This window comes from Streptosporangium subroseum (assembly GCF_900188345.1).
GTDB lineage: Bacteria > Actinomycetota > Actinomycetes > Streptosporangiales > Streptosporangiaceae > Streptosporangium > Streptosporangium subroseum.
The window spans coordinates 334,812-350,043 of the sequence record NZ_FZOD01000003.1; the positions used below are offsets into that span (position 1 = coordinate 334,812).

The 15,232-nt window shown below is 65.7% G+C and carries 11 protein-coding genes; 7 read left to right on the top strand and 4 right to left on the bottom strand.

The features are described from left to right. Positions 1-59 precede the first annotated feature (59 nt). Positions 60-1,967, bottom strand: coding sequence for a serine/threonine protein kinase (locus CHC08_RS05160; protein WP_143653114.1), 1,908 nt, complete (start codon positions 1,965-1,967; stop codon positions 60-62). A gap of 211 nt (positions 1,968-2,178) precedes the next feature. On the opposite strand from CHC08_RS05160, the gene CHC08_RS05165 reads away from it, so the two are divergent. The 7 genes from CHC08_RS05165 to CHC08_RS05195 all read left to right on the top strand — a co-directional run bounded on the left by CHC08_RS05165 (position 2,179) and on the right by CHC08_RS05195 (position 9,814). Then, positions 2,179-2,832 carry a DUF4352 domain-containing protein gene (locus CHC08_RS05165; protein WP_089205978.1) on the top strand — a complete coding sequence of 218 codons (654 nt, stop codon included), beginning with the start codon at positions 2,179-2,181 and terminating at the stop codon, positions 2,830-2,832. Between the two features lie 16 nt (positions 2,833-2,848). After that, entirely contained in the window at positions 2,849-3,211 is a 363-nt protein-coding gene (locus tag CHC08_RS05170; protein ID WP_089205979.1) for a hypothetical protein, read from the top strand. Positions 3,212-3,316: 105 nt separating this feature from the next. Next, positions 3,317-3,928 carry a hypothetical protein gene (locus CHC08_RS05175; protein ID WP_089205980.1) on the top strand — a complete coding sequence of 204 codons (612 nt, stop codon included), beginning with the start codon at positions 3,317-3,319 and terminating at the stop codon, positions 3,926-3,928. A gap of 142 nt (positions 3,929-4,070) precedes the next feature. Beyond that, complete coding sequence (locus tag CHC08_RS05180; protein ID WP_089205981.1) at positions 4,071-4,535, top strand: hypothetical protein; 465 nt, start codon at positions 4,071-4,073, stop codon at positions 4,533-4,535. Between the two features lie 9 nt (positions 4,536-4,544). Further along, positions 4,545-4,871, top strand: a complete 327-nt coding sequence (locus CHC08_RS05185; protein WP_089205982.1) for a hypothetical protein — start codon at positions 4,545-4,547, stop codon at positions 4,869-4,871. Positions 4,872-4,937: 66 nt separating this feature from the next. Continuing rightward, positions 4,938-5,084 carry a hypothetical protein gene (locus tag CHC08_RS49315; RefSeq protein WP_179281891.1) on the top strand — a complete coding sequence of 49 codons (147 nt, stop codon included), beginning with the start codon at positions 4,938-4,940 and terminating at the stop codon, positions 5,082-5,084. Continuing rightward, a complete protein-coding gene (locus tag CHC08_RS05195) occupies positions 5,081-9,814 on the top strand; it encodes an AAA domain-containing protein (RefSeq protein ID WP_089205984.1) in 4,734 nt (1,577 codons plus the stop codon). The genes CHC08_RS49315 and CHC08_RS05195 overlap by 4 nt, the downstream gene beginning before the upstream one ends. A gap of 304 nt (positions 9,815-10,118) precedes the next feature. Here CHC08_RS05195 and CHC08_RS05200 read toward each other — a convergent pair whose 3' ends face one another. From CHC08_RS05200 to CHC08_RS05210, 3 genes are all read right to left on the bottom strand, one after another. Further along, positions 10,119-10,847, bottom strand: coding sequence for a class I SAM-dependent methyltransferase (locus tag CHC08_RS05200; RefSeq protein ID WP_089205985.1), 729 nt, complete (start codon positions 10,845-10,847; stop codon positions 10,119-10,121). A gap of 245 nt (positions 10,848-11,092) precedes the next feature. After that, on the bottom strand, positions 11,093-11,503 hold the full coding sequence (locus tag CHC08_RS05205; protein WP_089205986.1) for a hypothetical protein: 411 nt from the start codon (positions 11,501-11,503) through the stop codon (positions 11,093-11,095). 789 nt (positions 11,504-12,292) lie between these two features. Continuing rightward, positions 12,293-15,232, bottom strand: a 2,940-nt coding sequence (locus tag CHC08_RS05210) for a beta strand repeat-containing protein (RefSeq protein WP_218825131.1), incomplete at its 5' end; no start/stop codon positions are given.

Here is a 15,232-nt window from a genome sequence, read left to right on the forward strand (position 1 = left end):
TCCGTCATGCCGCTTCGCCACACTAGCGACCACCCCTGACCTTTTCAAGTGAATCTTATTCACAGTGGAGCCGCATACTTATAGCCGAGGAGGTTGGTGGAGGCGATGATCTGCCGGTAGCCCGTGGTGTCTTCCGGGCGTGCGCTGAGCACGAAGAGCGAAACCCTGGACTGAGGAAGATGCCAGATCTTCGTCGTGTAATGATCGTCGTTCGCGCACCTCACCCACCACTCCCGATAGGCGGCCTTACGACCGTCCGCCATCTTGGCCAAGCTGGAGCGGATCAAGCTGGAACCGTCATCGTATGCTTCCACGTAAAAGGCGTACTCGCCGAAGTCTCGGCCGTAGGTTCCGCTCCAGTCACGCCGCACTCCACCACCGGCCAGGCAAGGCATGGGGTTACCGAGGCTCCACCCGCCGACAGGGTCGTCGATGGAAGAGCCCGGCCAGCGGTCGGCACCGGCTCCCGTCCTTATGATCATCGCGTCGGGCCTGCAGGCGAAGTTCCAGGCTCCGCTGCTTCCTTGCGCGTTGGGAGACTCAATGCAGGCAAGGTCTTCGCGAACACGCAGGAGCCGCCAGTCTTTCGGCAGGGTCATCTTGATTCCCCTGAACGACACGACCTTGCCCTTGAACCGCGGTGCCTTCTTCGACTTCTTGGACACCGTCGGGGTTGGGCTGGACGAGCTCGTGGGCAGCGTCGGGCTCGCGGTCGGCACAGGTGTCGTCTGCGCGGGGGTTGCCTGTGCGGCGATCACCGTTGTGGAACGTTCCGAAGAGGAGGTGGCCGCGACGGCGACGATGGCGGTGACCGCGATCAGAGTCACGCCCACCGCCGTGGCGATGTACGCGTGCACCCACGACGGCCCCGGACGTTCGAAGGCACCCACCCTCGGCCCAGTCTCCGGGAGGGCCGGGAGAGAATGCGGCGACGTCGCGACACCCGCACTCGTGGACACGACCAGGCCGGTTTCAGGGACGGGCGGCGATCCTGCCGGGCCGGCCGCCGTGGCTCCCTCCACCATGAGGGCCGTCGCAGCCTGCGCCGTCATCGGCCCGGCCGCTTCCGGCCAGTCCGGCACCTCGGCCCGCGACAGCACCCAGGTGCGCTGAATCAGCGAGGTGACATCGGCCCCCGGCTCCTCCTGTTCACCGGCCCGCCCCCGCCAGGTCTCGGTCACTGCGGCCAGAACCTCGGCGGCGACAGGCCGCTCCGCCGGATCTTTAGCCAGCGCCCGTCCGACGAGTTCACGGAGTTCCTCCGGCACGGCCCCGGTCTCCGGCATCTCCTCGCGCACCCGGTAGGCCAGCACCTCCGGCCGCCCGGTGCCGTACGGCGCCTCGCCCGTGACCGCGAAGAGCACCAGCATCGCCCAGCCGTACACGTCGGCCGGAGTTCCCGACGGGCCCTCGCCGTACTCCTCCGGACTGATCCACCCGGGCGATCCGATCAGCGTGCCGGTGTGCGTCATCGCGGTGCCGTCCAGCACTTTGGCGATGCCGAAGTCGATCAGCCGTGGGCCCTCGGACGACAGGATCACGTTCGACGGCTTCAGGTCCCGGTGAACGACCCCCGCCGCATGCATGGCCACCAGCGCCTCGGCCAGACCGGCGGCCAGGCCGTACAGCGCGTCGCCGGCCAGCGGCTCCTCGGTCCGCAGGTGCTCCTCCAGCGTCGGACCGGCGATGTATTCGGTGGCGAGCCACGGCCGCTCCGTGCCCGGGTCGGAGCTGAGCACCCGAGCGACGCACGCCCCTTCGACCCCGCCCAGCACCGAGATCTCCCTGCTGAACCGCCGCCGGAACTCCAGGTTGATCGAGAGAGCCTCATGGACGAGCTTGACGGCCACCCGCCGGCCCGCGGCGTCCACTCCCGCATAGACCACACCCATGCCGCCGGCGCCCAAACGCCCCACGATCCGATACGACCCGATCTCGCGGGGATCGCCCATCAGTAACGGCAGCACAAGCCCTCCGAGGGGATCCGTTGCGACTTGGGGGGAGATTCAACTAGGCGCGCACCACGTTCACCACCATCAGACCACACAAGCGTGGTCTTTGAAACCAGATATCTAATTGTGCATTCGATTCACACTATGATTCACTGACTCCATCATGCGGCGCAGGTCGTAGCCGTCTGACCACCGTCACGACTTTCCCTCGAAGGCGAGCCTTGTCATGCATGGAAACCAGCAGCCTCCGCAGTACGGCCACTCCCAGCCCTACCCGCAGACCGTGATCGTGCAGAAGAAGGGCGGCGGCTGTCTGCGCGCGGTCCTCATCGGTGCGGCCGTGCTCGCCGGCCTGGTGGTTGTCGGCGGGATCCTCGGCGGAGGCGGCGAAACACCCACCGGCTCGGGCGACACCACGGTCGCCGAAGCCTCCACCTCCGCCAAGAAGAGGACCGAGTCCAAGCGGGCCGAGCCGGAGCAGGCCGGAATCGGCGACGTGGTCAAGGACGGCAAGTTCTCCTTCAAGGCCACCAAGGTCGAGACGGGTGTCGCACGGGTCGGCGACGAGTACCTCGGCTCGGATGCCCAGGGCCAGTACATCCTCGTGCACGTCACCGTGAAGAACATCGGAGACGAGGCTCAGCTGTTCAGCGGCTCCTCGCAGAAGCTCATCGACAGCAGGAACAGGAAGTACGACACCGACTCCGGCGCCGCCGCCCTCGGCCTGAAGAACTCCAACGCCTTCCTCAACAACATCAACCCCGGTAACACCGTCAAGGGGATCCTGCTCTTCGACGTTCCCAAGGACTTCAAGATCAAGGCAGTCGAGCTACACGACTCCATCTTCTCCGACGGCGTCACCGTCGCCCTGAACAGCTGACAGCACCGGACCGACGATGCGTGGCTCCGACGAGATCGTCTTCCTCACCGTGTACGACAGGCCATGGTCTTCCAGTCGCATCCGCCCGCGTCTCGTGCTTGAGCTCCACGGAAACGGCCGGCTGATCCTGATCGGCCACGGCTCCATGGTGGAAGGAATCTACAGGCCAGGTGAGTGGGACACCGCCACCACGGTCAACGCCGAACACCTCCACCTCATACAGCGGGCGGCCCGCACTGAGCACTCGGGCGCGGTCCTGCTCGAAGCCATCGCCGAGGTCATCGGAGAACGCGACGACGCCGAGATCCGATTCCGGGAGTGGCTGGACTCGAACGGCATCCCCTCCCGCCATTACCCCGACTGGCGGACGCCCAAGTAGAACGACCGAAGATCCTGTACAGAAGCCGCACCTCACCGGCTTCGCACGCGAACTCGCCTTCCCCTGATCCGGTGCCGGACCGTACATCCCCTCAAGGAGAACCACATGCTCCGTCGTCTGCTCGCCATACTCGCCCTGACCACCGTCGCCCTCACCACCGGCGGATTCACCGCCGCCACCGCACACGCCGACAAGACCTACAGCGGTGAGGGCGACCAGGTCGTCCGCATCCGCGCCACCAAGACGCCCGGTGTCATCCGCTTCACCCACGACGGCGAGTCCAACTTCATCGTCCACACGATCGGCCAGCGCGGAAAAGTCAGCGAGTATCTGGTCAACGAGATCGGTTCCTATGACGGCACCGTCCTTTACAACGGCGACGGAAGCACCTCGATCGCGGCACTGGAGATCAAGGCCGACGGCGCCTGGACCGCCACCTTCAAGCCGGTCTCCGGTGCCCGCTGCTGGTGCTCCGGCACCATCCGCGGCTCCGGCGACCAAGTCCTCAAACTCTCGCCCACTCGCGGCCTGCGCACCATGAGCGCCTCGTACAACGGCGAGTCCAACTTCATCGTCCACGGCCACACCCGGATCGGCGGCTATCCCAACCACCTCATCAACGAGATCGGTCGTTACCGCGGCAAGGTCCTGCTGCCCACCGGCACTCGTCTGGTCACGGTCAACGCCGACGGCAACTGGGCCCTGACCCGCCGCTGAGACGTGCGGTCCGTCGGATACCCCGCGCCACGGATGTACTGTCACGACGACTCCGGCGGCACGCCTGCAAGATCTGGATCGGCTACCTCGGCGACCACCTTCCCAACACCCGTACGAACCGACCAGTCGAGGAGCAACCCCGATGTACCTGATCTTCCCCGACGACTCCTGGACGGTCGGCCCCGACGAGACGGATGTCCGCAAAGCGGTCACCGGCCTCACCCATGAGCACTGGAACCTCCGCCTCGTCAAGGGGCTCTCCAGCGAAGGCGACGAGGACTGGGACCATCCGGACCTGGATTGGTACGTCCAGGTTGCCTGCGGCGGCGTGTACGGCGTGCCCGAAGGCACCTATCAGATCGAACACCGCGCAGGCTCATACCTGCGTCACTACTGTGCCTTCACCCAGGACACCGAGCTGATCATCAGAGCCCTGACCGGCTTCGCCCAGATGGACGAGACCTGGATCACCGGAATCGAGTGGGAACTGCTGGAGTTCGACGACCACACCCGCGAGCTTCTCCATCTCCCTGACAACCACCCGACCGCTCCTGCCATGCCGAGCCCCCACTCCGACAGAGACACGAGCCCCTTCGACTATGAGTGATCACATGCCATGAACCTCGAACCGGACACCATCCTCGGCTGGCGCGTCGCATTCGACATGGACGCCAGTGGTGACGATGCCCTGGATCGGTTGCCCGACGACGTCGCGCTGGAGGACTCCGATCAGTTCTTCTACGAGCTCCACGTGATACGGACGACGGGCTGCACACCGGAGGATCACCTCGTCGACGAGTGTGACTGCTGGGACTTCGAGGTGATCGGCACGCTCTTCATCAGCGAGCTTCCGGAATGTGATCTAGGATTCTTCCCCGACGTTGGGACCATCGAAAACCAGAAAATCCGCTGGGCCGTCATCGATTGGCTGAAGTCCGCCTGAGCCGTCGGCTGCGATGATGCAGGCTTGAAAAGCCGTCTCATTACGGGAACGATCCATTCCTTCGAATTGAGGAACGCGACAGAGGAGGTCAGGTTGGAGGCCTTCGGCATCGCCTGCGCCCCGCAGTACTACCTCGCCCGGCATCCCCGTTTCCACCTGCACCAACCTCGCAAGCGCCAGCCGTACAACCCGAAAGAGAGAAGAGCCGCGTGAGTGCGCAGCAGTCCTGGGCCCGTGACCCTCGCCTGGTCGACTCCACCACGCGACTGGTGGAGTTTCTTCGCGACCTGGCAACCGCCCGTCGTGTCCCCGTCCGAGACCTCCGCAACCACGGTCAGGTTCTCTGGCTGGCGGACCTCCCGGACATGGTCGAGCCTCATCGCGATGCGGGGCTCGGCGAGGTCCTCTTCTCCGTTGATCACGTCCGGAGCGCCCCGCATCCGGCTCCGCCGGACGAGCTCCACGGGTGGCTGCGGCAGGACGAGCTCATAGATCCCGAGCTGAATGCTCCCGAACTCTCCGAGACCGGTCTGCGTCGCATCGAGGAGACCGACGAAGACGGCAGCCCGGTGTCACGGTGGGAGACCCAGGAGGATCGGCCGGATGTGGTCGAGGCCTACGGCAAGTGGCTCCCCCACTGGCGGACATGGGCGGATCAGGAACGAGAGCGGGTACGGCAGCAGCGCTGGCATCGCGATCTCTACTCGATCTCCAACCAGTTCGGCCAGATCGACGACGAATGGGAACTGGTCCTGGCAACCGGGTTGCTCTCCTGGACCGCACCCGACGGCACCCGTGTCCGCAACCACCTGCTCTCGACGCGCCTTCACCTCCGGGTCGACCAGGATACCGAACGAGTGGACGTCCTGCTGGGCGAGACGGCGGCCAAACTCCAGGACCGTGAGCTGCTGGCCGACCTCGACGGATTCAGCCCGCAACGGACTGATCGTCTCCGTCTGCGCGCCAGGGAGGGGGAGGGTGTCGGACTCCAGGCCTCTGTGACCGACCTGCTGGAGTCGTGGTGCGACCGCGGGCTGGAATCCGACCCCCAACCCCGGTACCGGCCTGACTGGGCTTCCGGCGACGCCTCCGCACAGCTCGCGGAGGTACGGCTGGCACCCGCGCTTGTACTGCGCAAGCGGGATCACGGCTCCCTGATCTCCTACTACGACGAGATGATCTCCACGTTGACCGGGCCGGACGCCCAGACACCCCTCGGACTGGCACAGCTCGTCAGTCCCCTTGAGCCGACGGAACGTATGGCTTTCCTGCAGGACGGAGGGGTCGCGTCAGGAGACACCCTCGGGCAGGATCCGCTGTTCCCGCTCCCCGCGAACCCCGAGCAGCGCACGATCATGACGCGTCTGCGCTCGGACAATGGCGTCGTCGTTCAGGGCCCGCCAGGAACGGGAAAGACCCACAGCATCGCCAACCTGCTGTCATCTCTGCTAGCTCAGGGTCAGCGGGTGCTGGTCACCAGCCAGAAGGCGCAGGCGCTCCGAGTCCTGCGGGACAAGCTCCCGGTAGAGATCGCCAACCTGTGCGTCTCCATGACCGACCTCGGCCGTGGCGGCTCCGCGGAGCTCGAGGGCGGCGTGAAGGCATTGTCGAACCGCTTCTCATCCTTTGATGCCACCCGGCAGGCCAAGAGCATCGCCGAGAAGCGGCACCAGCTCGACTCCGCCCGCCGTACGACCGTCGAACTGACCGAGCGGATCCGGGCGTTGCGCGAGTCCGAGACCTACCGTCACCCCGAGATCGCCGCCAACTACTCGGGAACTCTCGCTGACGTGGTCCGGCGCCTGACGCGGGAGGAACCCGAATGCTCGTGGATGCCGGTTCCTCTACCGGCCTCGGCCTCGCCCCTACCCCCGATCACGGTCGGCGAGGCTGCCGACCTCATCGCCCTGCTCGCTGGAGAGACCTCGGGGCGCAAGGCAAGGCCCTCCCAGCGCATCCCCGATGTGGCCGCGCTGCCCAGCGCGGAGAAGCTCAAGGGTCTAATCGCGGCGGAGGTCGCCGCGCAGGATATGGCCCGGCAGGCCCAGACGGACATCTCCGCGCGACTTGAGCACCTCGCTCCCCATCTGATCAGCCGGCTGGAGGTGATCGCGGCCGATGTCGCCCTCCGTCTCCAGCAGCTCGGCATGCCTGAGGAGGCATCGGACTGGGATCCGGCCGACTGGACGGTCAGCGCGCTGGCAGACGGACTCGGCAGCCGTGAGACCGCCGTCTGGGATCAGCTGGCCGCGCACACGGATCGCCTTGCCGCAGCCCAGGATGCGATCCGCTCCGTCGGCTTCCGTAAAATCGACTATCCGCCGATGGACTCACCGGGTACGACGGGTGCCTACCTCCAGTCCATGCGAGCGCTACGCGACTACTTCGCCGCGGGCAACCAGCTCAAACGCGGGCTGTTCAAGTCCGCGGTGCAGAAGCAGGCCGAGCCGTGGCTGGCCGGCACGCTGGTCGACGGAATCGTGCCGTCCAACGCCGAGCTTCTGTCACTGGTCATCGCCGAGCTCGAGGGCCGGGCCACGGTCGGCGAACTCCTGCGTGGCTGGCAGCTGGTGGGGGTGGCATTTCCGCGGGACCTGCCCCTCCAACGCACGGTGGCGCAGCTCGGCGACGCCTTCAACCGGCTCGACCAGGTGCGTCAGATCACGTCAGCGGTGACGGAAACGGCGCGGCTGCTCACCACAGCCGGCGTGCACATCTGGCTCCGCACTCCCGCGGAATGGCTGTCCTACGTGACGGCTCTGCGCGCCGTACAGCTTCAGGCCGAGGCCGAGCGAGCCACCTCGGCACTCAATGACCTCCACACGACGCTCCAGCACGAGGCTCGTCTCGGAACTCCGGCCCCAGAACTGCTCGAGGCCGGACGCTCGGTGGCCGCACGTGACGGCATCACCTACCAGCTGTGTCTCACCGCTCTCGTCGACGCGCAGCGCGAACAGGTCGAACAACAACGCTGCGAAGAGCTCTCGGGTCGAGTCCGCAGTGCTCACCCAGCGCTGCTCGGCCTTCTGCGTGAGGCACAGACGTGGCAGCTCCGCTTCTCCACCTGGGACCGTGCATGGGCGTGGGCCAGGGCGCAGACATTCTTCGTCGAGCAACGCCGGCCGGGTCTCGAACAGCGGTTGGAGGCCGAACTCGAGGCGGCGAACGCGCGGGAGATGCGGCTGACCGCCGAGCTCGCCGCCGAGCAGGCCTGGCAGGCGGCGTTGAGCAGGATGACCTCCCACCAGACGACCGCGCTGCGCGCCTATCAGGACCACATCGGCAAGCTGGGTAAGGGCACCGGACGATATGCCGGTAGATACCAGTCCCTCGCGCGCGAGGCCATGGTGCACGCCCGTGACGCCGTCCCAGCATGGATCATGCCGCTTCAGCAGGTGCTGGAGACCATTCCGCCGATTCGCGACTCCTTCGACGTGGTCATCGTCGACGAGGCCAGCCAGGCGAGCATCGAAGCGCTTTTCCTGCTCTGGCTGGCTCCTCGCGTCATCGTCGTCGGTGACGACAAACAGTGTGCGCCCTCCGTCGTGAGTCATGGCGAGCTGGAACCGATCTTCGCGAAACTGTCGACTTATCTACCGGACATGCCCCCTTATCTTCGGGATGCTTTCACCCCCAAGTCGAGCCTGTTCGACCTGCTGGCGACAAGGTTCGGCTCTGTCCTGCGGCTCAAGGAGCATTTCCGATGCATGCCGGAGATCATTGACTTCTCGTCACGGCAGTTCTACGCGGACGAGCCGTTGGTGCCGCTCCGGCAGTTCGGCGCCGACCGCTTGCCGCCACTGCGGGTGGTGCGCGTCACCGGCGCGCAGAGTGAGGGGTCGGCGACCCGGCTGCGCAACGTCGTGGAGGCCGAGGCGATCGTGGATCGGATCCTCGCCTGCATGGAGGACCCGGCCTACAAGGACAAGACCTTCGGCGTTGTCGTGCTGCAGGGTACCGGGCAGGTGCAACTTCTCCACAACATGCTTCTCGACCGGCTGGATCCCAAGGACTGGGAGAAGCGACGGCTGAGGGTCGGCACGCCTCCCGACTTCCAGGGCGACGAGCGTGACGTGGTGTTCCTCTCGATGGTGGTCGCCGAGAAACGCACTGCGGTGACGAGCACCGAGTGGCAGCGCAGGTTCAACGTGGCCGCCTCGCGGGCCAAGGACCAGATGTGGTTGTTCCACTCCGTCAGTCCCGATCTCCTCTCTCCGGTGTGCCTTCGCCGATCGCTGCTCACCTACATGTTGAACCCGCCCGCGACGCTGCTCGCGGATTCGCTGAGCGACGTGACCCCCGATGATCCTCATCCCGAGTTCGACTCGCTCTTCGAGCAGCGCGTGTTCCTGCACATCCGCCGGCGGGGGTACCACGTCGTCCCCCAGGTGGAGGTCAACGGCCGCCGGATCGACCTCGTGGTGAGCGGCGCCAAGGGACGTCTCGCAGTCGAGTGCGACGGCGACTTCTGGCACGGCACACCCGAGCAACGAGCAGAGGACCTCGACCGGGAACGCGAACTCAAACGCGCGGGGTGGCGGTTCTGGCGCATCCGCGAGAGCGAGTTCTACTTCGACCCTTCGGCGGCCATGGAGTCTCTCTGGACCGAGCTCGATCGCCGGGGAATCCTCCCAAGCGAGATTGAGATATCGGCCGGAGAAGAGAACGACGCGCCTTCGTCGTGGAACATCCTGGCTCTGTCGGGAAGCGAAGGCTGGGACGGCCTCGAAGACGGGGACTCCAATGACATGAGCGAATCACCGATCGAGGCACTGAGTATTCCCCGCCTCAGGAACTCCTCGGTTGGCCCTACCACGACGCAGGTCCGCGCCTGGGCCCGCACCCAGGGCTATGCCGTCGGTGACCGTGGCCGTCTGCCCGAGGAGATCGCCAAGGCGTATCAACATGCGCACAGTTCCGGTCAGGAAAGGACTAACGGATGAGCAATGAGCTGTGGGAACAACTGTCCAGCACGGCCCGTGAGATCCACCTCTCCTCAAGACAACATATCGATCGAGGTGTCGGCTCGCCTGAAATCAGACTAGGAAATTGCGGCTTTCCAGGCTTTTCTGGATCTTGCAAATTCATCTGATGTCGTTGACAGCGGCAGGATGAACTTCTCCCATGATCGCTGGGGTCTCGGTGATCTGCCGTTGGAAGCCGCATCGCGCGCCTGCCGCGTGGCCATCCGCCGACGCGTGGCAGGCAGCGACCGATGTGAGTGCGCTCCGGAACCGTCCCGTCGGCTCAGGTCGTGCGCTCGGAGATGAACACGAACTCGCGACCTGGTCGATCAGGGGCTTCTCGCACATCCAGCACTCGATAGCCGTTGGCGACCAGGCTCGATTCCACCTCGTCGCGACCGCGGAACCGGAGGGTCGAGTCGGAGGTGACCACCGTGCCGTCCGACAGGAACCTGTAGGTGTAGCGGAAGGAGACGAACGGAATACTCACGTCGGTGACCTCACGACGCTGCTCCACCGGTCCGTTCCCCGGGATGTCGAGGATGACCTGGGCGGCGTCGGCAGCCCATTCCTCCCATGCCCGGCGTTCGGGACGCCTGGTCTCGAACACGAAGTGGCCACGTGGACGAAGTGCGGCGTGGATGCCCTGGAGAGTCCGCGTCCAGTCGTCATCGGTGAGGAAGACCTGCGCCACGTTTCCCGTCATCACCGCAAGATCGGCGCCGAGCGCCGGCACCGTCGTGGCATCACCGTGGACCCAGGTGATCCTCGCGGGCAGATCCTTCGACTTCGCGATCTCCAGTGATGCCTCGGCCGGATCGATGCCCACGACGGTACGGCCGCTCTCGGCAAGCAGAAGCGCCAGGCACCCGGTACCGCAGCCGACGTCGAGCACACGGTCCGCGCCCAGCTCATCGGCGATGTGGAGGTAGGCCGTCAGGTCGTCGCGGTCTCCGTCGAAGGCATCGTAGATGGCGGCGAGGCGAGGGTGGGCAAAGATCGCATCGGGCATTCGGCGACCATATCCACGGTAGAGCGCTCGGACGACAGGGTTTCGGCCGCCGCCGTTGTGCTCTCATGCCGCGATGAGGATTCGGTCCGGCCGGATCGCCTCCGGTGTGTCCGCGCCGAAGGCGACCCAGCCGATTCGGCGGTCAAGGCGCGGTCCGGCATCGTCAAGGACCTCCGGGCATGCTCCGAACCGCCGTGTACCGGGCGGGTCGATGGCCTTGACGACACCGGACACTCGCGGGCGCCTCAGGACACGATGCTGATCCCGGGCATGGGACAGAGCATCTCCGGCTTCGCCGCGAAGTGCTTCTTCGCGGTCCAGTCGACCGTCTTGCCCGGGGGCACCTTCACGAGGGTCTGGGCGTAGTCGAGCGTTGTCGCCTTGGTGGTGGTGAAGTGAACAATGATCTTGTAGGTGACGGCCTTCTTCGCAGGGTTTTTCGCCGTTCCCTGAGCACTCCAACCGCCCGGTATGGCCTCGCATTTGGTCTGAACGATGTTCTGGCGGATGCCGGGGTCATTGGCCATCTTCGTCGGAAGTGGGTTCGCCCCCGCGTCCTTGTCCTTCGCGGTCGGCGCCGCGGCCGGCTGCCCTTCCGACACCGCCGAGACGTTGCGCACGGTGTCCGCGTTCGGAGAACATCCGGCGGCCAGCACGGATGCCAATATCACCAGCGCAGGGACTTTTACCACCGAAGGTGACGCAAATCGTATATTCACTGAACGACTCCCGCAATATCGGTTGATTTATATTGGCGTTCAACTTTTCGGCCTATACGGAATCACAGCGCCAGGCCGAGGACACCCACTGGATGCACCGGATTCTCACGGATCCTGCGCGTTCGGTACACAGGATGACCGCCGAAGCCATTTCTTCGCGATTGCCATGGATCAGTGAATGCCATATCACCCACGACGATACAACCGCCCTCGGCAGAGGGCATTCTTCGTTGTCCATCACTGACCCGGTTTTGAGGTAATATTCACGCTCATCGAGATGGAATTCTCCCCTCCTGTCTTATATGACAGATAAGACCATTCCAATATCGAGGTGCCGACGGTCTACATCCCGTCGAGTCCGGTCGCTGCCGCGTCGTCGTCCTTGAAGTCGCCGGTCTTGCGATGCTCGGATGGGCGTTCGTCCTGGACGAGCCCGATGCCCGGCGAACCGGGCCGGCGCGATCGGTTCGGCTCTCGCCGCGGAACGCCTCGCCGCGGGCCCGGCGGCTTCACACCGGCGAAAGCCGCCTGTGCTCATACGCATTTCGCGGTGGGCGAGGCGGCTTTCGCCGCCTCGCCCACCGCGAAATCACATCCGGTCGTCAACCGGGTGGACCTTCTCCCGGCCTATCGGGTGCGATGACCGGCCATCGCCGTTACAAGCGTCGATCCGATCGCTTCTCGTTGCCCAGGCGATGGTCCCCACCTATCCGGATGAGGCCGGGCTCAACAATGCCTTTTCGGATGACCTCCGTGATGCCGGTGATGGTGCTTCCAGTGGCCCCCGTGATGCCGATGGTGGCGATTCCAGTGACCTCCGTGATGCCGGTGATGGTGATTACGGCGATCAGTGATCTTGGTCTTCCTGGAATTCGACCAGGACTTGTGAACCTGGCAGTTCTGATTGCCGGCACCGCCGGCCCGTGGCCTGACCGTCACAACCGTCGCGGTCGACATGTTGGAGGTGGTGACCGCGCCCGTCGGCAGAGCGCCCGAGGCCACCGCCGTATTCACGATCGAACCGGCGTTCATGTCCGCTCGCGTCACCACGTACGCGCCCGTGCACGTCGTCGAGGCCAGCGGCGCCAGCCTCGTCACCGGGCACCTGATCACCGAGGGTACCCCCGACCGCCTGGAAGCGGTGTCCTTGATCTCGATACCGCTCAACGTGACGTTGCCGGTGTTGACGACCCGGTAGGAGTAGATGATCGTCCGGCCCACCGCCGATACCCTGCCGGGAGTCGCCGTCTTCGACAACGTCAGGCCGGGATTCGGCGTAGCGGTCACCGTCGCGGTCGACGGAGCCGACGTGATCGCGGTGCCTGTCGGCGGAGTACCGGAAGCCGTCGCGGTGTTCACGATCGAACCGGCGTCGACATCCGTCTGCGTGGCCACGTACGTGCCCGTGCAGGTCGTCGAGGCCTGCGGTGCCAGCCTCGTCACCGGGCACCTGATCACCTGCGGCGTTCCCGTACCCGAGAACACCGTGTCCGTCGCCCCCACCCCGGTCAGGGTCGCGTTGCCGGTGTTGACGACCAGATAGGAGTAGGTCACACTCTGCCCTGCCACCGTCACCGTGGACGGATCAGCCGTCTTGACGAGCGTCAACGACGCGGCGACCGTGACCGCGACCGTCGCGGTCGACGGCGAAGACATGACCGCGGAACCCGTCGGTGGAGTGCCCGAGGCGACCGCGGTGTTCACGATCGCCCCCGCATCGACATCCGCCTGGGTGGTCATGTACGTGCCGGTGCAGGTCGTCGAGGCCTGCGGCGCCAGCGTCGTCACCGGGCAACTGATCACCGGAGGTGTTCCCGTACCCGAGAACGCCAGGTCCACTGCTCCCACCCCGGTCAACGTCTCGTTTCCGGTGTTGACGACCAGGTAGGAGTAGGTGATCCTCTGCCCCGCCGTCACCGTGCTCGGCGAGGCCGTCTTCAGCAACGACAGGCTGGGCGCCGAGATGACGCTGACGGTCGCGGTCGACAGAGCCGACGTCACCGCGGGACCCGTCGGTGGAGTGCCCGAGGCGGCCGCCGTGTTCACGATCGAACCGGCATCGACGTCGGCCTGCGTGGTCACGTAGGTGCCGATGCACGTCGTCATGGCCTGCGGTGCCAGCGTTGTCACCGTGCATGTGATCACCGGAGGCGTCCCCGTACCCGAGAACGCCGTGTCCACCACGACCACACCGGTCAACGTCGCGTTGCCGGTGTTGACGACCAAGTAGGAGTAGGTGATCTTCTGCCCCATCGCCGTCACCGTGGACGGCAATGCCGTCTTCACCACCGTCAAACCAGAAGCCGACGTCGCCGCGACCGTCGCCGTCGACGGAGCCGACGCGACCGCGGGACCCGTCGGCGGAGTACCGGAAGCCGTCGCGGTGTTCACAATCGAACCGGCGTCGATATCCGCCTGGGTGGTCATGTAAGTGCCGGTACAGGTCGTCATAGTCTGCGGCGCCAGCGTCGTCACCGGACACGTGATCACCGGAGGCGTCCCCGTACCCGAGAACACCGTGTCCGCCACGACCACACCGGTCAACGTCGCGTTGCCGGTGTTGACGACCAGGTAGGAGTAGGTGATCCTCTGCCCCGCCGCCGTCACCGTGCTCGGCGACGCCGTCTTCACCACCGTCAAACCAGGAACCGACGTCGCCGTGACCGTCGCCGTCGACGGATCGGAGGTCACCGCGGGGCCCACGGGTGGAGTGCCCGAGGCCGTCGCGGTGTTCACGATCGACCCGACGTTGACATCCGCCTGGGTGGTCACGTAGGCGCTGGTGCAGGTTGTCGAGGCCTGCGGCGCCAACGTCGTCACCGGACACATCACCACCGGAGGTGCCCCCGAACCCGAGAACGCCGTATCCACCACACTCACGCCCGTCAAGGTCGCGTTGCCGGTGTTGACGACCCGGTACGAGTAGGTGATCGTCTGACCAGCCGCCGTCACCGCCGACGGGAAAGCGGTCTTCAACAGCGACAGCTCCGGACGCGAGGTGATGGTCACCGTCGCCGTCGACGGAGCCGACGTGACCGCGGGACCCGCCGGCGGAGTACCCGAGGCGACCGCCGTATTCACCACCGAACCGGCGTCGACGTCCGCCTGTGTCACCACGTACGTGCCGGTGCACGTCGTCGTAGCCTGTGGCGCAAGCGTCGTCACCGGACACGTGACCACCCCGGGTGTCCCCGAACCCGAGAACGCCGTGTCCACCACGGCCACACCCGTCAACGTCGCATTTCCGGTGTTAACGACCAGATAGGAGTAGGTGACCGTACGGCCGGCCGCCGTCACCGTGCTCGGCGAGGCCGTCTTCAGCAACGTCAGACTGGGCGCCGAGGTGATGCCAACGGTCGCGGTCGACGGAGCCGAGGTCACTGCGGGACCCGTCGGTGGAGTGCCCGAGGCGACCGCGGTGTTCACGATCGAACCGGCATCGACGTCCGCCTGGGTGGTCACGTACGTGCCGGTGCACGTCGTCATAGCCTGCGGCGCCAGCGTCGTCACCGGACACGTCACCACTGGAGGCGTCCCCGAACCCGAGAACGCCGTATCCGTCGCTACCACACCCGTCAACGTCTCGTTTCCGGTGTTGACGACCAGGTAGGAGTAGGTGATCGTCCGACCCGCCGCCGACACGGCGGACGGAACCGCCGTCTTCAA

Bases quoted from the DNA above. Each gene is read 5' to 3' on its own strand.
- CHC08_RS05165 (WP_089205978.1), top strand. From the start codon at position 2,179: ATGCATGGAAACCAGCAGCCTCCGCAGTACGGCCACTCCCAGCCCTAC.
- CHC08_RS05170 (WP_089205979.1), top strand. From the start codon at position 2,849: ATGCGTGGCTCCGACGAGATCGTCTTCCTCACCGTGTACGACAGGCCA.
- CHC08_RS05175 (WP_089205980.1), top strand. From the start codon at position 3,317: ATGCTCCGTCGTCTGCTCGCCATACTCGCCCTGACCACCGTCGCCCTC.
- CHC08_RS05180 (WP_089205981.1), top strand. From the start codon at position 4,071: ATGTACCTGATCTTCCCCGACGACTCCTGGACGGTCGGCCCCGACGAG.
- CHC08_RS05185 (WP_089205982.1), top strand. From the start codon at position 4,545: ATGAACCTCGAACCGGACACCATCCTCGGCTGGCGCGTCGCATTCGAC.
- CHC08_RS05200 (WP_089205985.1), bottom strand. From the start codon at position 10,847: ATGCCCGATGCGATCTTTGCCCACCCTCGCCTCGCCGCCATCTACGAT.